The following is a 23,026-nucleotide window of genomic DNA, read 5'->3' as shown; positions in this document are numbered from 1 at the left end:
ATTGTGCTCTTTCCGGCCCAACCCCGAAGGGTCTGGATATTAAGACGCCTTCATGCACTCTTCGGGTCGTCGTCGTCGTCTGAAGGATGGGAATGAGTGAGACAGGGCCCGGTCCGGCGTCGGAACAGCCGGTCGACGTACACGAACTTTTGGCCGTCATGCTCGAACAACTGTCGGCCGTCGCCTGGCAGAAGATGGGCCTTCAACCTGACTTCATGACAGGGAAGATCGAGAAGGACGTCGCTCAAGCGAAGTCCGCGATCGATGCCGTCACAGGCTTGGCGCAAGTCCTCGAAAGGCAACTCGACGGCGAAGACAAACGACGGATCCAGAACCTCGTCCGCGACCTCCAGATCAACTTTGTGGAGCACAGTCGTTGAACCTTCACGACTTCCGTGAGGCCCACCTTGACCTGAGGCGGATCGTCAACGACGCTATCGCTTACGGGCCAGACCCCTCGCTGTGCGCCCGGTTCCGCACGTGCCGGGCCGTGATGCAGGCCAATTACGGGCTCGTCCGGAGCGCCTTCGGCATGTACTGGACGACTTCGGACGATCCCCGGCGGTTCCCGACCCAACACAGCGATCCCTTTGAGCGGATCTTGTCGGCACCCGACCTTCCCAGGCTCTTGTCCCGCGACGCCAACTCGATCCGCCGCGACCTCGACGACATGACGACCGCGTTCGAGTGGGCCGAAGAAGCCAGGGTCCCCATCGCTTGAGCTTCGGCCTTTCGACGGCTTCGCCAGAGGCCCTGGCCGATCTCTGGAAAACGACCTACGGGGCGGCGCTGACCGTCGAACCCGAGGACATCGTCTCCAAGCAGACGGGACACCCTCTCCTCGTCGCAAGCGCCGTCCTCCTTGACGGGCAAGGCGAAGTCCGTTCGTTCGCCGTTCTCAAGGGCCCGGCGACCCCCCGCGTCTTCCCCGGCCAAGACCCGGACCGCTTCCACCTCTCGGCGCTGGCGTTCCGGACCGTCGAGGACGGCCGCGAGGCCTTGACGGCGGTCTTGGCCGATCCGGTGCTCGCCACGGCACGCTCCGTGGTCTTCGGAATGGACGCCGACCACCTGTTACCAGGTGCACCGGTCACGGCGGCGTACGTCCAGGACCTCCTTGAGGAATTCGGCTTCGTCGCAGGCGGAGAAGCCTTCGATCTGGAACGAGACCTTGGCGGATACCTTTCGCCTTCGAGGTGTCACGAGGCCGTCATCAAGTCGGACGCCCGGATCTTCCGGTGCGCGGACGCCGATGTCCCTTCCCTCGACGGATTCTTGGAGCGCACGTTCCCGGGCAGATGGCGATACGATACGCTTCGAAAGGCGGTCGACGACGGAGAGCCCGAGGACATCGTGCTCTTGACCGTCGGCGGCGAAGTCGAGGGGTTCGCGTTCACCCAGACCCCCGCCTCGAAGCGTCCCGTCGGTGGAGCCGTATGGCGGCGGTCCTTGGGGCCGTGTTGGGCCGCCTTGGGCCCGATCGGCATCGCCCGATCTGCAAGAGGACGAGGGCTCGGTGACGCGCTACTCGGCGGCGCACTGGAACTCCTGGCCCGCTCAGGGGCGCGCCGCACGGTCATCGATTGGACGACCTTGGACGCGTTCTACGGGAGCCACGGGTTCCAGATCACGCGTCGGTACCGGTCGATGGCCAAGCCGCTCGGTTGAACAGTAGACTCCGGGCATGCCGGGCAAGCGCGTCGACCTCCGCCGGTCCAAAGTGACCGATCCGTTTTGGCGGGAGTGGCAACGACAGTTTCTGGAGACAGGGCTGCCCCATCAACTGCGTCAGTGCGAAGAGACGGGCAGGATCGAAAACTTCCGGAGGGCGGCCCGTGGTGACAGTTCCGGTCACGAAGGCCTCTACTTCAACGACAGCGACGTGTACAAGTGGCTTGAAGCGGCTTCGTACGGCCTGAACGTCGATCCCGACTGGAGCGGCAAGGCCCAAGTCGATGCGACGATCGCCACCGTGGCCGAGGCCCAAAATGCGGACGGTTACATCGGCACGCCGTTCCAGATCGGAGCGCTGGAACAACGGTGGAAGGCCCTGACGGCCAAGCACGAGCTCTACTGTATCGGTCACCTGATCGAAGCCGCCGTCGCTCACAAAGAAGCGACCGGCCTCTCGAGCCTCTTCGATATCGGACGCCGGGCCGCCGACCATGTCCGCGAGACCTTTGACGACCAGGTTCCGCCGCGGGCGTGCGGGCACCAAGAGATCGAACTCGCGTTCGCCCGATTGACCGAGGCTACAGGCGACGAGGCATACCGGAGCCTTGGCGCTAAGATGATCCAGGCCAGGGGTGCGCGCCCCAGTTCCTTCGAACACGAGTTTTCAGACCCGATCGCCGCGGAATTGAACAAGGGATACCTGCCGCTGGTGTTTCCGGAGGGCGCCTACGACGGCACGTACTTCCAAGACCATGTACCGTTCCTCGATCAGGACCGGCCCGTCGGACACGCCGTCCGAGCCATGTACTACTATTGCGGAGCGCTCGACTGCTGGGACGATCCGGGCGTCGTGCCCGCCTTGCGAAAGGTCTGGACGAACCTGGTCAAGAGCCGCATCTATGTGACGGGCGGGATCGGCAGCGCCGGCCGCAACGAGGGCTTTACTGACGATTACGACCTCCCAAACCTTGACGCGTACGCCGAGACGTGCGCCGCCATCGGGCTCGTCTTCTGGGCAGCCCGCATGAGCCGGGCGACAGGCGACGCCGGCTACGCGGACACTCTGGAGCGCGCCCTCTACAATGCCGCGCTCAGCGGAGTCAGTCTGACGACCGACAGGTACTTTTACGTCAACCCGCTCGAAAGCCGAGGTCACCACCTTCGACGTCCCTGGTTCTCCTGCGCGTGTTGTCCGCCGAACATCGCGCGGACCGTCCTCTCCGTCCAAGCTTACGCCGCGTATTTCGCCGGCGACGGCGCCCTTGTCATCGACCTCCCCTTTGGGGCCGAGTACCAGGTTCAGGGAGGAACGGTCACGGTCGAATCGGGCTACCCGTGGAACGGCGAGGTCCACGTCCGGGCCGACGCCGCCTGCCGGATCCGGATCCGTGTCCCAGAGTGGGCCACGTCCGTATCGACCGCCGGAGGCGCCGCGAGCCGGAAAGGGCGGTACCTGGAATTCGCTTTGGAGGCCGGATCGCACGTCCGCATCGACTACGGCATGGGCGTCACTTGGCTTCAAGCTCACGGTGCGGTCGCGGACGACGCGGGCAAAGCCGCATTGCTCCGGGGCCCCCTCGTCTATTGCCTCGAACGACACGACCTGGGGGAGGACGTCCATCGGTTCCGGCCCGACGTATCGGCCCTGCCTCAAGCGGTGGCCCGTAGCGACGACCGTTGGGCGGTGGACCTTATGGTGCCGGGTTCACTCGAACGGATCGGCGAGGAAGAAACCCTGTACTCGCCGTGGAGCGACCGATCGTCAGACCCCGTTGATGCACGGTTCGTCCCGTACTTCACGTGGGCGAACCGCTCTCCGGGGTCCATGGCAGTCTGGCACCGCCCGGAATAAATAGCGGCCCGAAGACGGTGTCTTCGGGCCGCGGTCGGGTCGATCTCCGTACTACTCGGTCAAGCGGAGCGTGCGGACCGTGATCTGGTCGACGCTGACGCTGAGCGGAGCCGCGACGGGACCGGTCTGGCCGGCGCCCCACTTGGCGCGGCACTTACCGGCCTGGATGTAGTCGGCGAAGTTTCCGGCGTTCAGGGTCTTGACGCCCTCAAAGTAGCCCTTGGTCGTGCCAAGGCTGCCCGTTCCGAGCGACTCCCACGTGCTGGTCGTGAAGTTCCAGATCCAAATGCGCTGGCCGACGAGGCCGGCGACATTGGACTTGGCCGTCACTTCGATCGAGATCTCGCCGTAGTTGTTGCCGGCATAGGCGAACACGTCGTGCTCGGTCGCGACCTGCATCGGCGGGTTGCCGATCGACGCAGCGCTCGGCTTCAACGTGATCATGCCGCCTTCGACGCGGTTCAAGTCAGCCAACGCACCGCTCGTCAAGGTGCCCACCGGGACGCTCATGCTGTTCGGCTTGCGGCCCATGGCGTTCCAGAGGTTGACGCGGCCCCATCCGTAGGTGGAAGCGGCGCCCATGTTGATGCTCGAGCGGTTCAGGACGTCGCGGACGCGGTCCGTGTTGTACGTCGGGTTCTGAGCCAGGATCATGGTCGCGACACCCGCGGCGTACGGGCAGGCCATGCTGGTGCCGTCCCACGTCGCATAGGACGTGGTGTTGCCATCGTTGAGCCACACCGTGGAAAGGATGCTCGCGCCCGGGGCGACGACGTCAAGGAAGACGCCGCGTGCCGAGAAGCCGGCGAGCGTGTTGTTGGACTGACCCGCTCCGACGATCGTCACGTCCGGCCAGTCGTACTGGGCTCCATAGGTGCCGCCGTCGTTGCCGGCAGCCCAGCAGGAGAGCGAATTGTAGTCGTTCTTGATCTGCGTACCCGTCGTGCCGACCGAAGAGCTCTGAACGCCGGAATAGCTCGTGCTCACGACGCGGGCCCCGTTTTGGGCCGCCCAGATCATCGCGAGGGTCAACGCCGCGATGCTGGATCCGCCGCCAGAGTTGTCGCTGACGCGGACCATCATGTGCTTGGTGCCTTCGATGTTGACGCCGGCGATGCCTTTACCGTTGTTGGTGTTCCCGTCGGCGATGCCCGTGCAGTGCGTGCCGTGACCGTGGAGGTCCTTCACGATGGAGAGGCCGAAAGAGGCTTCCGTGCGGACCGAACCGTTGGCCGTGTTCGCACCGGAGACGCGGTTCAAAAGAAGGTCTTCGTGGTTGTACCAAATGCCGGTGTCGGTGACGCCGACGATCAGGTTCGAAGAGCCGCGCTGGATGTCCCAGGCGCTCGTCGAGTTGTTGTTGGAATGGCTCCACTGGGAACCGAGCTGCGGGTCGTTCGGGGTGAACGCCGGATAGACGCGCCAATCCGGTTCGACGTACTCGAACAGGCCCGTCTTCATGAGCTTCGCGGCCAACGTGTTCTCGGTTTCACCGGAGGGAACGTTGATCAAGTACATGTCGGTCTCCTTGATCCGGCCCCAGACCATCGAACCGAGCTGGATCTCGGCGGCGACGTGCTGCGTCTCGGCGCCGAACTCGGAATAGCCGAGCCGTTTCCAAGCGGCGGGCTGAAGCGGGCGGGCGATCATCTTGCCCGTGAACTCCATCTGACCCGGCTTCTCGACGAACCCGAGCTGGACTTTAGGGACGAACTCCATTCCGCCGTTGCCTGCGCAAGCGAAGACTCCGGCCGAAAGCAAGGCGGTCACTGATAGTGATTTGAGCATGTTCATTGCTGACGTCTCTCTCTCGGGGCAGGCCACTGCCAACCCCGTGCCAGTTTATCATACTCATAGGAGCGGAGCGAATTACCCCGCATAAATGTCAGTGAAGGCCCGCACTTTCTTGAGGGGCCTTCACTGATGAACGTTTGGGCGGAAATTCGCCCGCCAACTTATCGATTATTCGCTAGCACGTAACGTTCGGACCGTGACTTGCTCGACCGAGGCCGAAAGCGGTGCCCCGACCGGGCCGGTCGGAGTGAAACCCCACTTGGCCCGGCACTTTCCGGCCTGGATGTAATCGGCGAAGTTGCCGGCCGTCAACGGCTTGACGCCTTCGAAGTAACCGAACGAAGTCCCCATTCCGCCGGTCGCCAGTTGCTCCCATTTGCCGGTCGTGAAGTTCCAGATCCAGACGGCTTGACCGAACGGCCCGGCCACGTCCGCCTTGGCCGTGACTTCGACGGAAATCTCGCCGTAATTGTTGCCCGCATAGGCGAACACGTCGTGCTCCGTGACGATCTGAACGGGCGGGTTTCCGACCGAGACCGCGCTCGGCTTGAGTTGAAGCACGTTGCCGTCGACCCGGTCAAGGTCGCTGGCGCCTCCGCTCACGGTGGTCCCTACGGTCACGTTCAAGCTATTGGCTTTACGGCCCATGGCGTTCCATAGGTTGACCCGGCCCCATCCATAGGTCGAGGCTACACCCATATTGATGCTCGACCGGTTGAGGACGTCGCGGATACGGTCCGTCTTGTACGTCGGGTTTTGGGCGAGGATCATCGTAGCGATACCTGCGGCGTACGGGCAGGCCATGCTGGTGCCGTCCCAAGACGTGTAATGGTTCGTGAAAGCGTCACCGTCCCAGATCGTGGAAAGGATGTTGGCTCCAGGGGCGACGACGTCGAGGAACACCCCACGAGCGGAGAAGGGGGCCAAAGTGTTGTTGGACTGCCCCGCACCGACGATCGTCACGTCCGGCCAGTCGAACTGCGCCCCATATGTCCCGCCGTCGTTGCCCGCGGCCCAGCAAGACAGCGAGTCATAGTCGTTCTTCATCTGGGTACCGGTCGTCCCGACGGCAGCGGACTGGACGCCCGAGTAGCTCGTGCTGACGACGCGCGCACCGTTCTGGGCGCACCAGAGCATGCCGAGCGTCAAGGCCGCGATGCTCGATCCTCCGCCGGAGGTGTCGCTGACACGGCACATCACGTGCCGCGTGCCCTCGATGTTGACGCCGGCGATGCCCTTGCCGTTGTTCGAATTACCGTCGGCGATCCCCGTGCAGTGCGTGCCGTGGCCATGGAGGTCCTTGACCACCGACAGGCCGAAGGACGCTTCTGTCCGGATCGTCGTACCGTTGGCCGAGTTGGCACCGGAAACGCGGTTCAGGAGGAGGTCTTCGTGGTTGTACCAAATCCCGGTATCGGTGACGCCGACGATCAGGCTGGCCGAACCGCGCTGGATGTCCCAGGCGCTTGTCGCACCGTTGTTCGCGTGGCTCCACTGGCTGCCCAACTGGGTGTCGTTCGGCGTGTAGGCCGGATAGACGCGCCAGTCCGGTTCGACGTACTCGAACAGGCCCGTTTTCATCAGCTTAGAGGACAGCGTGTTCTCCGTCTCGCCGTTCGGAACGGTGATCAGATACATGTCGGTCTCGGGAATCCGGCCCCAGACCATCGATCCCAGTTGGATCTCGGCGGCGACGTGTTGCGTCTCTGCGCCGAACGCGGAATAACCGAGCCTCTTCCAAGCGGCCGGCTGGAGCGGGCGGGCGATCATCTTGCCCGAGAACTCCATTTGACCGGGCTTCTCGACGAAACCGAGCTGGACTTTGGGAACGAACTCCATCCCGCCTGCAAAGGCGATGACTCCAGTTGAAAGCAAAGCGGACACCGAAAGTGTCTTAAGCATGTTCATGTTGACTCTCACAAGGCGACGTGCGTCACCCGAGAGCCAGTGTATCACACAGGATCCTGAATCCCGAACGACACGCCACTGGGCGAGGGCTTTTCCAGCGGTTCCTTCCACTCCGTCCGACGAAACTCTGCTTTCGTTCGTCTACAAAGGCCTCGAGGGCGGACGGACACCTTCTGGGGTTCAGACGGTCCGGCCCAAGATCGCGTCCATGGCCGTGGACGCGTTCTGTGCCCTGACCGACGGAAAGTGACGGTAACCCGGAATCAGCTCGGCGACGACCGGGCCCTCGTATCCGATGTCCCTCAGGGCCGCCGTCACTTCGGGCCAATCGACGTCGCCTTCGAGCAGGTCGACGAACCCTTCGACCGTACCCACAGCGCGGCGGAAATCCTTGAAATGGACGCCGACGACACGGTGGCCAAGGTGCCGGAGCCAGTCGTGCGCCTCCCCGAACGGGAGAAGGTTCCCCACGTCCACGTAGGCACCGACCCAAGGCGACCCGAACTGGTCGATGAACGACGCCGTCTCCTGTGGAGACATCAGGAACTTGTTCCAGACGTTTTCGATCCCCATCCGGACCTGGCAGCGTTCCGCGACCGGTAACAAGGAGCGAAGACCCGACGTCGCGTGCTCCCACACATGGGCGTAGGGCAACTTGGGCCGGTCCGGCAAGAAGAAAACGTCGACGGCACCGGGGATCGTCAGCAAGGTCTTCGCACCGAGCCAAGATGAGACCTGAAGCACCTTTTCAAGGTCATCACGCGCTGCCTCACGCGCCGCAGGGGTCGCGTCCGCCAGGTTGCGCCCCCAGTAGAGCCCGCTCGCGACGGACGGCAAAGACAGTCCGAGCCGCGCCGCTTCTTCGGCGACCGCTCGGCATTGCGCCTCGGTGGCGTCCGTCCCGAGCGCTGAGCCTGGCTCTCCGACCGCAAGCTCGACGGCCTCGTAACCGTGCTCTTTCGCCGTCCGAAGAAAGGCGACGACGTCCAGCGTTCCTTCGAGCCCGCCGGGATAAGACCAGTAGTTGATCGACTTCAGAAGCATGTCCCGGCCGAGAACTTACCCGCTTGTGTTTTCGCGGGGGGCCACGGTCCACAATGAAGCGTCATGAAGGCGACCGTCGGTTGGAGGGAATACGTCTCTTTGCCCGATTGGGGCATCACGGACTTACGGGCCAAGATCGACACCGGAGCCCGCACGAGCGCGATCCATGTCGAAGACCTCGACGACCTCGGGAACGACCGGATCCGGTTCGATGTCGTCCTGAGTCGCCTGTCCCGGCACAAGCGCGTCACCGTCGAAGCGACGGCCGTCCGACGAAGCCACGTCCGGAGCAGCAACGGAGACATCCGCGAGCGCTATTTCGTCCGGACGGTGCTCCGGATCGGCCCGATCGTCAAAACCGTCGAAGTGAGCCTTGTCAACCGGGACAACATGAACGTCAGGATGCTCGTCGGGCGCTCCGCGCTCGACGGGTCCTTCACCGTCGATCCCGAGCTTTCCTATGTCCAAGGCAAGGTCGGCCGATGAGGATCGCCGTCCTGTCCCGGGCGCCCCGGTCGTACAGCACGTGCCGGATCCGTGAAGCGGCCCGCCTGCGAGGACACCGGTGCCTCGTCCTCGATACGCACCGGTTTTCGATCCTCCTCGAAAAGGGATCGCCCGAACTCTTCTATTCCGGCCGAAGGATCGGACACTACGACGCCGTCATCCCACGGATCGGAGCGTCGATCACGTTCTTCGGATCGAGCGTCGTCCGTCAGTTCCAGCAGATGAACGTGTTCGTCGCGAACACGGCCAACGCGATCAACAACTCGCGGGACAAGCTGCGCTCGCTCCAGATCCTGAGCAAGTACGACATCGGCCTGGCTCCGACGTCGTTCGTGCGGGGACGGGAGGACATCTTGCCCGCGATCGAGCGGGTCGGCGGCGCGCCTGTGATCATCAAGGTCCTCGAAGGGACGCAAGGCGTCGGGGTGATCCTCGCCGAGAGCCAAAAGGTCGCAGAAGCCATCATCGAGACCCTCCAAGGCGCGAAGCAGAACGTCTTGATCCAGAAGTTCGTCGCCGAAAGCAAAGGCAAGGACATCCGGGCCATCGTCGTCGGCGACCAAGTCGTGGCCGCGATGAGACGGACCGCTACCGGCCAAGAGTTCCGGGCCAACGTCCACCGGGGAGGCAAGGCCGAAGCGGTCCAATTGGAGCGGTCCTACGAGCGGACGGCGGTCCGTGCCGCCCAGATCTTGGGACTCAGGATCGCCGGCGTCGACATCCTTGAGGCTCAGGACGGGCCCCAGGTGATCGAAGTGAACTCTTCGCCCGGTTTGGAAGGGATCGAGACGTCGACAGGCATCGACGTCGCCGGCGCGATCGTCGACTACGTGTCCGAACAGGTCGAGTTCCCCGAGCTCGACATCCGAGAGCGGCTCATGGTCACGAAGGGCTACGGCGTATCGGAACTGACCGTAGGATCGGACTCGCCCCTCGCGTCGAAGGCCATTCGAGACACGGGGCTGCGCGAAGAGGACGTGGTCGTCTTGACGCTCGAACACGGGAGCGAGACGATCCCGAACCCTCCCGAGACCCGGATCCTTCAGCCGGGCGACAAGCTCCTCTGTTTCGGCAATCTCTCTGCGGTCAAGGGCCTTGTCCCGCAGCGCAAGCGCCGCCGTAAGAAGCGCTCGTCCGACAAGCCGTGATCCGACCCATCGTCCTTGGACGCGCCGCTCCCCCGGTATGCTCCGCCCTGCATGAAGCTGCACGAGTACCAGTCGAAGGACCTCCTTGAGAAGTACGGCGTGGTCGTCCCCAAGGGCCAAGTCGCGACCGATGGGCCGGGTGCCCGAGCGATCGCGGAGACCTTCGGTGGAAAGTGCGTCGTCAAAGCACAGGTCCTGATGGGCGGCCGAGGCAAAGCGGGCGGCGTCAAGCTGTTCGAGTCCTCCGAGGAGGCGGGCCGGTTCGCAGGGGCCCTGATCGGACAGAAGCTCGTGAGCGTCCAGAACCCGCAAGGCATGGTCGTCGAGAAAGTCCTCGTCGGCGAGCTCGTCGATATCGCGGAGGAGTACTACCTCTCGGTCCTTCTCGACCGGGCGGCGCAAAAGCTCATCGTGATGATCAGCCGCGAAGGCGGGATGGACATCGAGCAGGTCGCTCACGACCGGCCAAACGCGATCGTCCGCCTTGAGGTCGACCCGGCCTGGGGTCTCGCCGACTTCGAAGTCCGCAAGGCCCTCGCGGACGCCGACATCCCCGATAAAGCGAGAAGGCAAATGGGCTCGATGGTCAAGGCCCTCGTAAAGGCGTATTTGGAGTCCGACGCCGATCTGGTCGAGATCAATCCCGTCGCCCTGACCCCAGATGGAAAACTGATCGCCGCCGACGCGAAGGTCGCGATCGACGACAACGCGTTGTTCCGGCACACGCAATATGAAGCGACCAAGGACGATGCGGCCGAGGACCCGATCGAAGCGGAAGCGTCACGGCGGGGCATCGCTTACGTCCGGCTCGGCGGCGATATCGGGATCATCGGCAACGGCGCCGGACTCGTGATGTGCTCGATGGACGAAGTCAAGGCGGCAGGCGGACAGCCCGCAAACTTCCTCGACGTCGGAGGTGGAGCCCAAGCAGACCGGGTCAAGTCCTGCGTGGAGCTCGTCCTCATGGACAGTGACATCAGGGGCCTCCTGATCAATATCTTTGGAGGCATCACCCGCGGCGACGAAGTCGCCAAGGGCATTCTTGAGGCCTTCGACACGATCGACGTGTCCATTCCGGTCGTCGCCCGGGTCGAAGGGACGGCGGCCGAAGCCGCGCTCAAACTCCTTGAAGGGACGAAGATCGTCGGCGCGTCCACCATGCAAGAAGCCGCCGCGAAGATCGTCGAACTGACGTCGGCCTAACGGCCGGGCCGAAAGCCGGGCCTGCCTCAGTGGCTGGGGCAGGCTTTACCGCACCGGCAGTCGTTCCGGTAGCACTCCATGAGCGCCCGGAGCTGCTTATGGGCCCGATGAAGCCGGGATCGGACGGTTCCTACGGGCGCATTGATCTTCTCGGCGATCTCGCGGTACGGGACGCCTTCGACGTCGGCCATCCACACGAGCTCGCGCTGTTCGCGCGTCAGTCTGTCCAGCGACCATTCCAGGTCTTCGCTGACGAAGCGGGACACGAAGGCGTCTTCCGGACTGGCCTTGGGGTCGGACGACTCGAAGTACACCGGGTCGTCGCTACCGTCCGCGTTGAGAGGCGCATCGTAGGACACGGTCTTCACGCGACGGTTCCGCGTCCGCTTCAAGTCCAAGTAGAGCCGCGTGACGATCCGGAACACCCAGTTTTCGAACGGCCTGTCGCCTTCGAACTGGCCGAAACCGCGGTAGGCGCGGAAGAACGCTTCTTGGGCCAGGTCGGCCGCGTCCGTCCGGTCTCCCGAAAGGCGGTACGCCAGGTTGAAGACCTTCTTGTACGTCCGGGCCATCAGTTCGGTGAACCGGCCCGCATCACCCTGATCAATGAGACTTTGTCGTGCTTGAACCACTGTACATAACTGTAAAGTCGGTTCAGCCCCCGAAAGGTTCCTGGCCCTAAGCCCTTCCTACGCCGCTTGGAGCAGGTTCCGTGGCAAGAGCCTTGACGAAAGGACGTTTTCGTCTTTGGCCGCCAAGACGACCGCCCGCTCCATCGTGTTCTCGAGTTCCCGCACGTTGCCCGGCCACGAGTAGTTTCGCAAAAGCAGCAAGGCGTCGTCGCCGACATGGGTCAGGTTGCGGGCGTTTTCGGCGCTCGACCGGGCCAAGAAGTGTTCGGCCAGCGGAAGGATGTCTTCCCTGCGCTCCCGTAGCGGAGGGATGTGGATTTCGACGACTTGCAGCCTGTAGAGCAGGTCCAACCGGAAATCGCCCGTTTCGACGGCATGGTGGAGGTCCCTGTTCGTCGCGGTCACCAGACGGACGTCGACTTTGACAGGTTTCGTACCTCCCAGCCTCTCGAACTCGCGCTCTTGGAGGACCCGAAGGAGCTTGACTTGGATCGTCGCCGGAATCTCGCCGATCTCATCGAGGAACAACGTGCCCTTGTCGGCCAGTTCGAAACGGCCCGGTTTGGCCCCTTGAGCGCCCGTGAACGCCCCTTTCTCGTAGCCGAAGAGTTCGCTCTCGAGGAGCGATTCGGGCAGCGCCGCGCAGGAAACAGGCACGAAGGCTTCGCCGGCGCGCGGGGACAGTTCGTGGATCAGCCTCGCGACGACCTCCTTTCCTGTCCCGCTTTCACCCGTGACGAGGACGGTCGCCCGCGAATCGGACACTCTTTCGATGGTCGCGTACACCTCTTGCATCGCCGACGATTCGGCGATGAACGGCGTGCGCTTCGGAGACGACTTTGCCGGACGTTTGGCCTTGGCCCCGACTTCTTCGTCCATCGCAGCGGCAAGGATGCGCTTCAAATTCTCGAGGTCGAACGGCTTGGTCACGAACTCGAACGCGCCGTTCCGGATGGCTTGGACAGCCTGTGGGATCGTGCCGAACGCGGTCATGATCACGACAGGAACGTCCGGCCACGATTGGGCGACGGTCGTCTGGAGTTCATAACCGTTCATGCCCGGCATGGTGACGTCGGTCAAGACGCAGTCAAACGACGACTCTTTAAGCTTAGCCAGGGCTTCTTCGGCACTGGCCGCCGTGGACGGGCTCCAGCCGTGACGGTCGAGGGCCGCCTCTAGGATCCGACGGATGTTCAGCTCGTCGTCGACGATCAAAACCTTCTTCTTCGCACTCATGCCGCACTCTTTCTCAAACTGATTTCGAACCGTGTTCCCTTACCGGGCTCGGACCGGACGTTGACCGAACCACCGTGGGCGTCCACGATCCGTCTGACGTTGCACAGTCCGAGACCCGTCCCTCCGGCCTTTGTCGTGAAGAACGGGGCGAAGAGCTTCGCCACGGTCTCGCCGTCCATACCGGTCCCGTCGTCGCACACCGTCACGACTCCGCCACGGATCTGGACTTGGACCTCTCCCTTACCGCTACAGGCTTGAAGCGCGTTGCGGACAAGGTTATGGAGGACTTGCTCGATCCGGCGGACGTCCATGGGAATTGTCGGCTCGTCGGCACCGGAATCTAAAGTCAGCTTCACTTTCGACTGTTCGAATTCTGGCGTCCAAAGGTCGACGACGCGCCGCACGACGTCCTTCAGGGACGTCTCGACGAACTCCAACTTGAGCGGTCGGGAGATCTCGAGGAAGTCCTCGCACAGCCGGTTCAGTTTGTCCGCTTCGTCCTCGATGACCTTGGCGTAGTCTTGGGCGAACGAAGCGTCGAGCCCGATCAACTGGGCCGCGCCCCGGATGCCCGTCAGAGGGTTCCGGATCTCGTGGGCGATCGCCGCCGTCATCTGACCGATCTCGGCGAGCCTTCGCAGCCGCGCCGTCTCGACCTGGGCCCGTTGGAAATCGCTGACGTCCTGGACCGTCACCACCGATCCGCCTTGGCTCAAGGGCACGGCATCGAGGATCCACGTCCGGTCGCTCGCATCGTCGTACGCCCGCTCGCTGCCTCGACCTCCGGACGCCATTAACCTTCCAACGGCTTCTCGGACAGACTTCGGAGAAATCTCCGAAGTCGCGACGTCGTTCGCCCCGTTGATGACGTACACCTTGCCCGAGACGCTGCCGAGGACGGCTTCGAGCTGCTCGACCTTGTAGTTCTGGGCGTCCAGGGAATCCTTGAGAAGGCTGACCAGCTTCGCGTTGCCGACAGCGAGGGCGACGAAGGCGCCGAGACGCACGGCCAGTTTGAGGTCGCGGTCCTGAAAGGCGGGTTCTCCTGCCGATCGACTGAGGTTCAGCACGCCCACCCGTTCGTCCGAGAACCCGAGCAACGGCACGACCATCGAACTCGCGATGGCGTCGTTCCGGACCGCTCCGCGCCCCGAAAGGACGGGATCGTCGGAAGGGTCGCCGATGATCCTCGGCTTGCCTTCGAGAAGGACGGTGCCCGCGATACCGTGCCCGATTTCGATGCGTGCATCCGCGCGGAGACCTTCTTGGCTTCCGGCCTTGGCTTTGAGCCGGATCGCCCCGTCGTCGTCCATCAGGAAGACCGAGCCGCCCGACGCGCCGAACCACCCCGCGCACCGCTCAAGGGTATGTGCGATCCAAGCCTGCAACCCCGTGCGGGTCAGCAGGCCGATGTCGAACAGCTCAAAAAACTCGGCTTCACGGAACCGGTCCGATTGGGGCATACTACGAAAATGATCGGCATGCCGCGAGCCTGGACCAAGGCCTAGCCTCCCGACATGATGTTGGGGCTCCACCGGACGTCGGGCTCATGGGCGCAGACCGACAACTGGTTGAAAAAGGTCCCGAGCGCGTCGCCCGCCTGACGGGCGGTAACGGTCTCGGAGGGCCCGGTAACGATGAAGCCGACGGGAGCCAAGAAACCCCATTTCGCCAATCGTTCGGCGGGTCCGCGCACTTCGGGACCGTTGTGGGCAGCGATGTGCCCGCTCCGGAGGGGGTGGGGCCTCGGCGTGCACTGGAAGCGGGGGCGATAAGCCTTGAAAAGGGCGTCCAAGGTCAAGATGACCTCAGAGCGTTTCAAGGGTCGGGACGGATCGGCGACCTTCGGCGCTTCAGGCTCCTTCATTCCAAGGACGCGGTTAGCGGCCCGTTCGAGCTTCCAAGCGGCGGTCAAAAACTCCTGCCTCGTGACGGGTCGTGCGGAGGCGGCGGTCTGCGGGATTGCGGTCGAAGCGGCCAGCCCGAGGGCGAGAACGGCGAACCCTTTCATAGGCGCGTCACGGCCCCGCTTTTCTCGATCAACGGCAGTTCCTCAAGGGCGCGCCCTGTCCCGATCGCGACCGAATGGAGGGCGTTGTCCGCCACTTTGACCGGGATGTCCGTGACACTACTCAGCAGACGGTCGAGCCCTCTCAAAAGTGCCCCGCCCCCTGTCAGGGTGATCCCCGACTGGATGATGTCGCTCGCCAGTTCCGGAGGCGTCTCTTCGAGCACGGAACAGAGCTTTTCAGCGATCTGCCGGACCGGCTCCGTCAGGGCTTCGCGCACTTCCTCGCTCGAAACCTCGACCGTTTTGGGCAGTCCGGCGACCAGGTCCCGGCCCCGGATCGGCATCCGAAGCTCGGTCTCCATCGGGTAGGCCGATCCGATCCGGATCTTGACTTCCTCCGCCGTCTGATCGCCGATCGCAAGGCTATAGGCGTTGCGGATGTGCCGGACGATCGCCTCGTCCATCTTGTTGCCGCCGATGCGCAGGCTCTGGCTGATCACGATGCCGCCGAGCGAAATCACGGCGATGTCCGTGGTCCCGCCCCCGATATCGATCACCATGTTGCCGGACGCCGAAGCGATCGGGAGGCCGCATCCGATCGCAGCCGCCATCGGCTCCTCGATCGTCATGGCTTTTCCGAACCCGGCGGCGTGGGCGGCTTTGATGACGGCCCGGCGCTCGACGTTCGTGACCCCGCTGGGAACACAGAGAAGGACGGTGGGTTTGAAGAACTGACCACGGGTCGTGACCTTCTTCCGAAGGAACTCGAGCATCTTATGCGTCGTGGTGTAGTCCGCAATGACACCGTCCTTGAGCGGGCGGATCGCTTGGATGTTGCCGGGCGTACGACCGATCATCTCCCGGGCGGCGTTGCCGACGGCGAGGACCTTCTTGTTGGTCGTGCTCATGGCCACGACAGTGGGCTCCATGAGCACGATCCCTTTCCCGCGGCGGTAGACCAGGATATTGGCGGTCCCGAGGTCGATACCGATTTCTTGGACGATACGCAAACTTCAGACCAGTTTACGGCCCGCGGCCGTGTCCGTTGCTTCCGGTTGGCCTATCCGTTCGATATCGGCGCCGAGGGAGGTCAGGCGCTCTTCCAAGCCTTCATATCCACGATCGATGAAGTGGACGTTCTTAACGATCGTTTCGCCGTCCGCGGCAAGGCCCGCCAGGCAGAGGGCGGCCCCTGCCCGCAGGTCGGAGGCTTCGACCGTCGCTCCGGTCAGTTTGTCGACACCGTTGATGATCGTCAGGCGACCACGGTCGGAGAGGTCCGCCCCCATCCGGTTGAGTTGGGGGACGTGGCCCGTCCGGCTCTCGTACAGCGTCTCCTCGATGACGCTTTGACCTTCGGCCAGCGCGAGAAGCGCGGACATCGGCTGCTGGATGTCCGTCGGGAACCCAGGATAAGGCATCGTCCGGATCGAGACGGCCCGGGGGCGTCCCGATTGTCGGATACGGATCCAGTCCTCGCCTTCGGCGATGTCCGCTCCGGCCTCGCGAAGCTTGCTGACCAGCGCCGTCTGCGGCTCGGGCCAAATCCCGGTCACGGTCACTTCGCCGCCCGTGATCGCTCCGGCCAGCATATAGGTGCCCGCCTGCAACCGGTCCTCCGGGATGCGGAACTCGCCACCCGTCAGCTCCTTGACGCCCGTCACCGTGATCGTGCTCGTACCGGCGCCTTCGATCCGTGCGCCGAGGCGGTTCAAGAAGTCGGCAAGGGCGACGACTTCAGGCTCCATCGCCGCGTTGCTGATCGTGAACGACCCTTCTGCCAAGGTCGCCGTCGCCATCAGGTGTTGGGTCGCGCCGGCACTTGGGATCTCGAAATGGATCTCGCCACCGTGAAGGGACGGCGCTTCAGCGACGTACCGACCGCTTTCCATCCGGATGTTCGCACCCATGATGGACAGGCCCTTCAGATGGAAATCGACCGGACGCGAACCGATGTTGCAGCCTCCCGGCATCGGAATGTCCGCGTGGCCGATCCGGGCCAGAAGCGGCCCCAGAAGATAGAAGCCCGTGCGGATCGGGCGCATCCGTTCCTCGTCCGCGCGCCAGAACCGGAGTTCGCTGCAATCGATGAAAAGCGATCCTTCGCGCCACTCGACGACGGCGCCGAACTCTCGCAAGAGTCCGATCTTGATCGCGACGTCGCTGACTTCGGGAACGTTGTGAAGGACGATCGGCCCGCGTGAAAGCACGACGGACGACAAGATGGCCAAGGCTGCGTTTTTGCTTCCTGGAACCGTGACCTGGCCGCTCAGGGCACGTCCGCCCCGAATTCGCAAAACTGTCATGCTCAAAAGTACACCCCTCCGTGGGTCTGCGGCATTTTACCGTCTTCTAACCCAAGGCCGAAGCTGTAAAGATTTCTACCAGGAATGCTTCGGCGCGCTCCTTTTCGGCCCCCTGGACAGTTTAGAATATCAGATGGTGACCCTTTTCGGTTGTGACCGGTGCGGAGGGACGTGGCCCCCGATGTGGGACGACACGATACCTGCGACGTGCCCGGATAAGCCCTTCAGAGGCCTGCACGCCGTGTCGTGCGGGCCTCTGTCGCTTTTGGGGGGACGGGCCGATGGCTGAAGTGCTGTTGCTCAACGCCAATTACGAACCCCTCAACGTGTGCCACGTCCGCCGGGCCGTCACCCTCGTGCTGCTAGGTAAAGCCGATGTCCTCGAGAACTCGGGCCGCGAACTGAGAACGTCCGGTGGCCGATTGGACGCGCCGTCGATCGTGAAGATGCGCTATCAGGTCCGGCGACCGATCCCACAGCTCAGGCTCTCGCGCCACTCCATCCTGGCCCGGGACAACTATAGCTGCCAGTACTGCGGCACGAAGAAAGAACTCACCATCGACCACGTCGTCCCACGGTGGTGCGGCGGGCCCCATACGTGGGACAACCTTGTCGCCTGTTGTCGGAAATGCAACCTTAAGAAAGGGGACAAAACGCCGCAACAAGCGAATATGAAACTGAGGACAAAACCGAAGCGGCCGCACTACGTGCCTTACCTTTCGCTACCAAAGTACTTGAAAGCGATCCAAAAGGAAGAGTGGCAGTTCTATCTTCCCGTCTTCGACGAGTTCGTGACGCCATTGGTCAGTTAACGGCCTCACGCTCCGTCACACCGTGACTTCGAAGACGTTCCTGGCCGTCTCGTGCAGCCGGATCCGGACGAGTCGGCCCGGAACTTGGCCTTTCAGCCTTTCAAAGATCGCACCCGCGACCACTTCGCTCGTCGTGTTCAGTCCCGACAGTTCGGGGACGTCCAGTCCCAAGTTCCGATGGTCGTAGCGGTCGATGATTTCGGCCTGGACGACCGCGTCCAAATGCTCGAGGTCGACCAAGAACCCCGACTTGGGATCGGGCGTGCCCGTGACCGTGACCTCAAGGACATAGTTGTGCCCGTGTCCGTTCGGGTTGTGGCACTTCCCGAACAGCTTCTCGTTCTCGGCGTCGGTCAACGTCGGAACGTGGAGGCGGTGCGAAGCTGCGAACTCGTAGACCCTCGTGATCGTCGTCATGTCGTCTTCCTTGGCCCACTCCCCATAAAGGAGCGGCGTCTCTTCGAGCTTGAGCCTCGATAGGGCCGCTCTGCCGTGCAGTCCATCGAGTTCACGGGCGAAATACACGAGGAGGTTCTCCAGACTCGGCACGCGGCTCGAGAACTCTTGGACTTCGTCGTTGATGCTCTTCTGGTCGAAACGTTCGACGACACGCTCTTGAAGGACGTCGTCGATGCGCTTGATGTTGACCACCATCCCGGTCTGCGGGTCGACCGTGCCCTGCGCGGACACCCAAAGGACGTAGTTGTGGCCGTGGTTGAAACGCGAGGCCCAACGGCCGAACAACCGGAAGTTCCCACCCTCGTCCAGATCCGGATCCCAGTACCGATGACCCGAACTGAAGGCCACTCTCCGCGTCAGCGTCACCGTCTGGGGCACACCGTCAGCATACGCTACCGGAACGGCTCGCCCAAGGCTGCCGGCGCCGATGCCCCCTTGCCGGCGAACACCAAGACGCCCAAAGCCAACACGTACGGGAGGGCGAGGAAGAACTGCGGGGGCATCGCCGATCCCTGGGCCTGAAGCGTGTACTGGTAAGCGTCCGCCGCACCGATCAAGACGGAGGCTGCGAACACCCACCAAGGTTTCCAACGTCCGAACGTCACCATGGCAAGCGCGACGAACCCTCGGCCTGACGTCATGTTCTCCGCGAACGACCCGGCCACGCCAAGACAAAGATAGGCCCCCGCGAGCCCGGCGAAGGCGCCGCTCACGACCGCGCCCAGCCACCGGAACGTTTCGGGCGAGTAGCCCGCCGCGACGACCGCTGGAGGGTATTCGCCCGTCGCCCTTAAGGCCAGACCCCTCTTCGTCCTGAAGAGCCAATAAGCAGCGGCGACCACGGCCAAGATCCAGATCAGGAGGACGAGATCCGCGCCCCACGGCGCCCTCGGCACGGTCGGAACGCTCAGGAGCTGCCCGGACGCGCCGTACTTCGAGCGGTAAAGCGTCCCCGTCAATCCCAAGCCTAAGAGGTTGACGGCCGTGCCGCAGACGACTTGGTCCGCCGCCGACTTAAGGGTGAACCATCCCTGGAAGAGAGCGAGGCCGGTTCCGGCAACGACCCCTGCGGCAAGGCCGACATAGGGCGAACCCGTCGCCTGGGACACCGCCATTCCGGCATAGGCGGCGGTCAGCATCATGCCTTCGAGGCCGATGTTGAGGACACCCGACTTCTGTCCGACCGTTTCGCCGAGAGCGGCCAATCCGACCGGTGCCGACGTCCTCAGGACGAGGAACACGGCGTCAAGCAACGGAGGCCTCCCGAGGGCGCGTGCGGGCCGTCACCGCCACGACGCCGAGTACGGCCACCGCCTGGATCACGAAAACGAGCGTCGTTCCCGCCGACTGGAACCGGGCCAGACCCTCGCAGCCCGCCATCAGAGCGCCGAAGTAAAGCGCCGCCAGGAGCACGCCCGGTGCTTCAAGCCCACCGATCAGCGCGACGGGAATGGCCAGAAACCCCCAGTTCTGGGCAAAACCGTCCCTCAACTGACCGATGAGTCCGGCGTAGTCGACCGCTCCGGCCATACCGCACAGCAGTCCGGAGAGCGCCATGGCGAGCATCTTGATCTTGTCCGGGTCGTAACGGTTGGCTCTTGCGACGCGTGGACTTTCTCCGACCAGCTTCATGAGGAACCCCGGGGCCGTGCGGGCCAAGACCACCCAGACGACGGACCAAGCGGCCAGAGCGAGGAACACGCCCGCGTGGAGGTCGGTCCGTGCATCCGGGCGGAACAACATCGCTGCGTGGGGTAAGGCGTCCGTTTGCGGCAGTTGACGTTTGGCTTCCTGCAACGGTCCACGGACGCTCCACGCCAACGCCTGTAGGGCGATGAAGTTGAGGAGGATCGTACTGATCACACACTGGACGCCTCTACGGACCTGAAGCCACCCGGCGAAGAGCGCGGCCGCCGCACCAACGAGCGGACCGGTGACGAGAACGAGTGCGCTCAAAGCTGGCCCACCCGCGAACGAGCAAACCTTTGCGACGGCCGCGCCGCCGATTCCGGCGGCCACGTACTGGCTCTCGCCCCCGATGTTGTACATTCCGGCCCTCCATGCGAACGTCACGCCTAAGCTGCACAGCAACAACGGCGTCGTCCGGACGAAAGTACGGGACAGAGCGAACGAATCTCCGAACGCGCTCTCGACGATGAGGCGTACCCCCTCGCGGACGTCCACCTGGAACACGGCGAGGGTCAACACCAGGGCCAACGGTAGCCCGACGACCGTAACGACGACGCGCTTCAGGACGTCGCCTCCCTGAGCGTCCCGAAAAGCTTCCCGCGCCCTAGAAAGGCCGTCGTGGTGCAAAGAGCGGACAACTCGTCCGTATCCGTGGAGACCAAGACGACGGCTGCACCGTCCTTCGCCGCCTCCAGGATCTTCGCGTGGACGAACGCCGACGCCCGGATGTCGAGCCCCCGGGTCGGATTGACGACGATCAGGAGTCTCGGCTTCCGACTGAACACCCTTGCGAGAAGGACTTTTTGACGGTTGCCGCCGCTCAGGCTCGCGACGGGCGACTCTTCCGACGCTGCTCGGACGTCGAACTCCTTCATGAGCGATCTCGCCCGAGTGCGGAACGCCCTTAAGTCCAGGAACGGACCTCTTCGGGCCTCGGGCAGGTCCAGCGCACCGACCATCGTGTTCGCCATGACCGAGAGATTGGCGGCTAAGCCGTCCGTTTGACGGTCTTGCGGGACGTATCCGATCTGACGCGGGTCGGGCCCCTCGACAGATCCCGTTCGGACGGTTCTGATTCCGGCCAAGGCCTCGGCCAGTTCGACTTGGCCGTTACCGTCCACGCCGCCGATCCCGAACACTTCGCCGGACCGGACGTCGAAGGTGACACCTTGGACGGACTCTTGTCCCTGGTCGCCCGACACCCGCACGTCCCTGACGGAGAGGACGACGGGACCGGAAGATCCCTGGTCCCGGGAAGGTGGCGTCAACGTCTCTCCGACCATCCACTCAGCGATCCTGTCGACGTCGGCCTGCTCCCTGAGGGTCGATCCGACCTTTCGACCGTGCCTGAGGACCGTGATCCGGTCGGCGACGGCCATGACTTCGCTCAACTTGTGGGCGACGAGGACGACGGCGACGCCGTCTGCGGACAGATTCCGGACAAGGTCCAATAGCTCGTCGACTTCGCGTTCGGAAAGGACGGCCGTGGGCTCGTCGAGAATGAGGAGCTTCGCCTCACCGGACAGCGTCTTGAGCAGTTCAAGCCGTTGCCGGGCGCCTACGGACAAGTCTCCAGCCCGGGCATGCGGATCGACCTCCCAGCCGAGTCGGCGGGCCCGGTCGAACGAACTCCGCCCCTCTTCGACCAGGTCGACCGTGCCACGCAGACCGTCCATCGTCGCGAGGGCCAGGTTTTCAGCGACCGAGAACGCCGGGACCAGCATGAAATGCTGGTGGACCGTCCGGATCCCCGCCGAGCGCGCTGCTGCCGGATCCCCCTCGACGGAACGGCCCTCGGCGTCAGTGACCGCACCCGCGTCTGTCCGGACGAAGCCTCCCATGACTCCGACGAGCGTGCTTTTTCCCGCCCCGTTTTCGCCAAGGACGGCGTGCACTTCACCAGGCCAAACCTGAAGACTGACGTCCTCGAGGGCTTGGACGCCTCCATAGCGCTTTGAGACGTTCTGGAGGATTAGGACAGGACGGTCGGGGTGGGCCAGGTCCGATTCATACCCGGTCCCCACGGCTTGCACGAGCCGCGGTTCGGCCGTCAGAATCCAGTCCATGAACGGCGAGACGGTCCACTTCGACGGCAACGGGCAGACGTATTCGGGCTACTTGTCCCGAAGCGCCGCAGGCACGGGGCCTGGCGTCATCGTGATCCAAGAGTGGTGGGGTCTCGTCGGACACGTCCGCGACGTGGCCGACCGGTTCGCCGAAGCCGGCTTCACGGCGCTCGCGCCGGACTTTTATCACGGCAAGACGACGGCCGAGCCGGACGAGGCGGGATCATTGATGATGGCTCTGGAAATCGACGAAGCGGCCCGTGTGATCCGGGGCGCGGTCGACAGGTTGTTGGAGGACGACGGGACGACGGGCCACAAGGTCGGCGTGGTCGGGTTCTGCATGGGCGGCCAACTGAGCATGTTCGCCGCCTGTATCGACGAACGGATCGGGGCGTGCGTCAATTTCTACGGCATCCATCCAAGCGTCAGTCCCGACTTTTCCCGCCTGCAATCCCCGCTTCTCGGTTTTTTCGCCGAGCATGACGACTATGCGTCTCCGGCTGCCGTGGCCGGACTCCAGCGGGAACTGGAAGAGAAGGGACGGGTCTTCGAGTTCAAGACGTTCCCAGACACGCACCACGCTTTCTTCAACAGCGACCGCCCGGAAGTCTATAATCCTCAGGCGGCGGGAGAAGCGTGGCAAGAGACGCTCAAGTTCTTCCGGACCCACCTGAAGGAGAGCTGA

The 23,026-nt window shown here is 63.7% G+C and carries 22 protein-coding genes; 9 read left to right on the top strand and 13 right to left on the bottom strand.

Annotation, left to right across the window (positions count from 1 at the left end):
- Positions 1–92 precede the first annotated feature (92 nt).
- The 4 genes from JST30_06525 to JST30_06510 are packed head-to-tail and all read left to right on the top strand — an operon-like array spanning position 93 to position 3,526.
- Entirely contained in the window at positions 93–380 is a 288-nt protein-coding gene (locus tag JST30_06525) for a DUF1844 domain-containing protein (GenBank protein ID MBS1713975.1), read from the top strand.
- Complete coding sequence (locus JST30_06520; protein ID MBS1713974.1) at positions 377–721, top strand: hypothetical protein; 345 nt, start codon at positions 377–379, stop codon at positions 719–721. The genes JST30_06525 and JST30_06520 overlap by 4 nt, the downstream gene beginning before the upstream one ends.
- Positions 718–1,668 carry a hypothetical protein gene (locus JST30_06515; GenBank protein MBS1713973.1) on the top strand — a complete coding sequence of 317 codons (951 nt, stop codon included), beginning with the start codon at positions 718–720 and terminating at the stop codon, positions 1,666–1,668. The genes JST30_06520 and JST30_06515 overlap by 4 nt, the downstream gene beginning before the upstream one ends.
- 16 nt (positions 1,669–1,684) lie before the next feature.
- Positions 1,685–3,526, top strand: a complete 1,842-nt coding sequence (locus tag JST30_06510; GenBank protein MBS1713972.1) for a glycoside hydrolase family 127 protein — start codon at positions 1,685–1,687, stop codon at positions 3,524–3,526.
- Between the two features lie 51 nt (positions 3,527–3,577).
- On the opposite strand, the gene JST30_06505 is transcribed toward JST30_06510, so the two are convergent.
- From JST30_06505 to JST30_06495, 3 genes are all read right to left on the bottom strand, one after another.
- Complete coding sequence (locus tag JST30_06505) at positions 3,578–5,314, bottom strand: S8 family serine peptidase (GenBank protein MBS1713971.1); 1,737 nt, start codon at positions 5,312–5,314, stop codon at positions 3,578–3,580.
- A gap of 174 nt (positions 5,315–5,488) precedes the next feature.
- On the bottom strand, positions 5,489–7,222 hold the full coding sequence (locus tag JST30_06500) for a S8 family serine peptidase (GenBank protein ID MBS1713970.1): 1,734 nt from the start codon (positions 7,220–7,222) through the stop codon (positions 5,489–5,491).
- 186 nt (positions 7,223–7,408) lie between these two features.
- A complete protein-coding gene (locus JST30_06495) occupies positions 7,409–8,272 on the bottom strand; it encodes a sugar phosphate isomerase/epimerase (GenBank protein MBS1713969.1) in 864 nt (287 codons plus the stop codon).
- A gap of 63 nt (positions 8,273–8,335) precedes the next feature.
- Between JST30_06495 and JST30_06490 the strand changes: the two genes are divergently transcribed.
- From JST30_06490 to sucC, 3 genes are read left to right on the top strand one after another with little or no spacing between them, the layout of a single operon-like run.
- Positions 8,336–8,758 (top strand): ATP-dependent zinc protease, encoded by a 423-nt coding sequence (locus JST30_06490; protein MBS1713968.1) that lies wholly within the window; start codon positions 8,336–8,338, stop codon positions 8,756–8,758.
- A complete protein-coding gene (locus tag JST30_06485) occupies positions 8,755–9,927 on the top strand; it encodes a RimK family alpha-L-glutamate ligase (protein ID MBS1713967.1) in 1,173 nt (390 codons plus the stop codon). Before JST30_06490 ends, JST30_06485 begins: the two co-directional genes overlap by 4 nt.
- 51 nt (positions 9,928–9,978) lie before the next feature.
- A complete protein-coding gene (gene sucC / locus JST30_06480) occupies positions 9,979–11,130 on the top strand; it encodes an ADP-forming succinate--CoA ligase subunit beta (protein ID MBS1713966.1) in 1,152 nt (383 codons plus the stop codon).
- Positions 11,131–11,156: 26 nt separating this feature from the next.
- On the opposite strand, the gene JST30_06475 is transcribed toward sucC, so the two are convergent.
- From JST30_06475 to murA, 6 genes are read right to left on the bottom strand one after another with little or no spacing between them, the layout of a single operon-like run.
- Entirely contained in the window at positions 11,157–11,762 is a 606-nt protein-coding gene (locus JST30_06475) for a sigma-70 family RNA polymerase sigma factor (GenBank protein ID MBS1713965.1), read from the bottom strand.
- Positions 11,763–11,819: 57 nt separating this feature from the next.
- The gene (locus tag JST30_06470; GenBank protein ID MBS1713964.1) at positions 11,820–12,998 is read right to left on the bottom strand and encodes a sigma-54-dependent Fis family transcriptional regulator; all 1,179 of its coding nucleotides are present in this window, start codon (positions 12,996–12,998) and stop codon (positions 11,820–11,822) included.
- Entirely contained in the window at positions 12,995–14,461 is a 1,467-nt protein-coding gene (locus JST30_06465) for a GAF domain-containing protein (protein MBS1713963.1), read from the bottom strand. Before JST30_06465 ends, JST30_06470 begins: the two co-directional genes overlap by 4 nt.
- A gap of 41 nt (positions 14,462–14,502) precedes the next feature.
- Positions 14,503–15,009: a hypothetical protein gene (locus JST30_06460; GenBank protein ID MBS1713962.1), complete on the bottom strand. Its 507-nt coding sequence runs from the start codon at positions 15,007–15,009 to the stop codon at positions 14,503–14,505.
- Complete coding sequence (locus tag JST30_06455) at positions 15,006–16,019, bottom strand: rod shape-determining protein (GenBank protein MBS1713961.1); 1,014 nt, start codon at positions 16,017–16,019, stop codon at positions 15,006–15,008. The genes JST30_06460 and JST30_06455 overlap by 4 nt, the downstream gene beginning before the upstream one ends.
- A 3-nt stretch (positions 16,020–16,022) precedes the next feature.
- On the bottom strand, positions 16,023–17,315 hold the full coding sequence (gene murA / locus JST30_06450) for a UDP-N-acetylglucosamine 1-carboxyvinyltransferase (GenBank protein MBS1713960.1): 1,293 nt from the start codon (positions 17,313–17,315) through the stop codon (positions 16,023–16,025).
- A gap of 281 nt (positions 17,316–17,596) precedes the next feature.
- Between murA and JST30_06445 the strand changes: the two genes are divergently transcribed.
- Entirely contained in the window at positions 17,597–18,127 is a 531-nt protein-coding gene (locus JST30_06445; protein MBS1713959.1) for an HNH endonuclease, read from the top strand.
- Positions 18,128–18,142: 15 nt separating this feature from the next.
- On the opposite strand, the gene JST30_06440 is transcribed toward JST30_06445, so the two are convergent.
- Genes JST30_06440 through JST30_06425 form a run of 4 tightly spaced genes read right to left on the bottom strand, consistent with a single transcriptional unit; the run spans position 18,143 to position 22,341 of the window.
- Positions 18,143–18,964, bottom strand: coding sequence for a 6-carboxytetrahydropterin synthase (locus tag JST30_06440; GenBank protein ID MBS1713958.1), 822 nt, complete (start codon positions 18,962–18,964; stop codon positions 18,143–18,145).
- A 14-nt stretch (positions 18,965–18,978) separates the two neighbouring features.
- Positions 18,979–19,839 (bottom strand): ABC transporter permease, encoded by an 861-nt coding sequence (locus JST30_06435; protein MBS1713957.1) that lies wholly within the window; start codon positions 19,837–19,839, stop codon positions 18,979–18,981.
- Positions 19,832–20,794, bottom strand: coding sequence for an ABC transporter permease (locus tag JST30_06430; GenBank protein MBS1713956.1), 963 nt, complete (start codon positions 20,792–20,794; stop codon positions 19,832–19,834). The genes JST30_06435 and JST30_06430 overlap by 8 nt, the downstream gene beginning before the upstream one ends.
- A 41-nt stretch (positions 20,795–20,835) precedes the next feature.
- Positions 20,836–22,341 (bottom strand): ABC transporter ATP-binding protein, encoded by a 1,506-nt coding sequence (locus JST30_06425; GenBank protein MBS1713955.1) that lies wholly within the window; start codon positions 22,339–22,341, stop codon positions 20,836–20,838.
- On the opposite strand from JST30_06425, the gene JST30_06420 reads away from it, so the two are divergent.
- Positions 22,340–23,026 carry a dienelactone hydrolase family protein gene (locus tag JST30_06420; GenBank protein ID MBS1713954.1) on the top strand — a complete coding sequence of 229 codons (687 nt, stop codon included), beginning with the start codon at positions 22,340–22,342 and terminating at the stop codon, positions 23,024–23,026. The genes JST30_06425 and JST30_06420 overlap by 2 nt on opposite strands.

The organism is Armatimonadota bacterium (assembly GCA_018268395.1).
Taxonomy (GTDB): domain Bacteria; phylum Armatimonadota; class Fimbriimonadia; order Fimbriimonadales; family Fimbriimonadaceae; genus JAEURO01.
The sequence above is the reverse complement of the archived record's forward strand: the minus strand, read 5'-3'. Positions and strand labels throughout refer to the sequence as shown.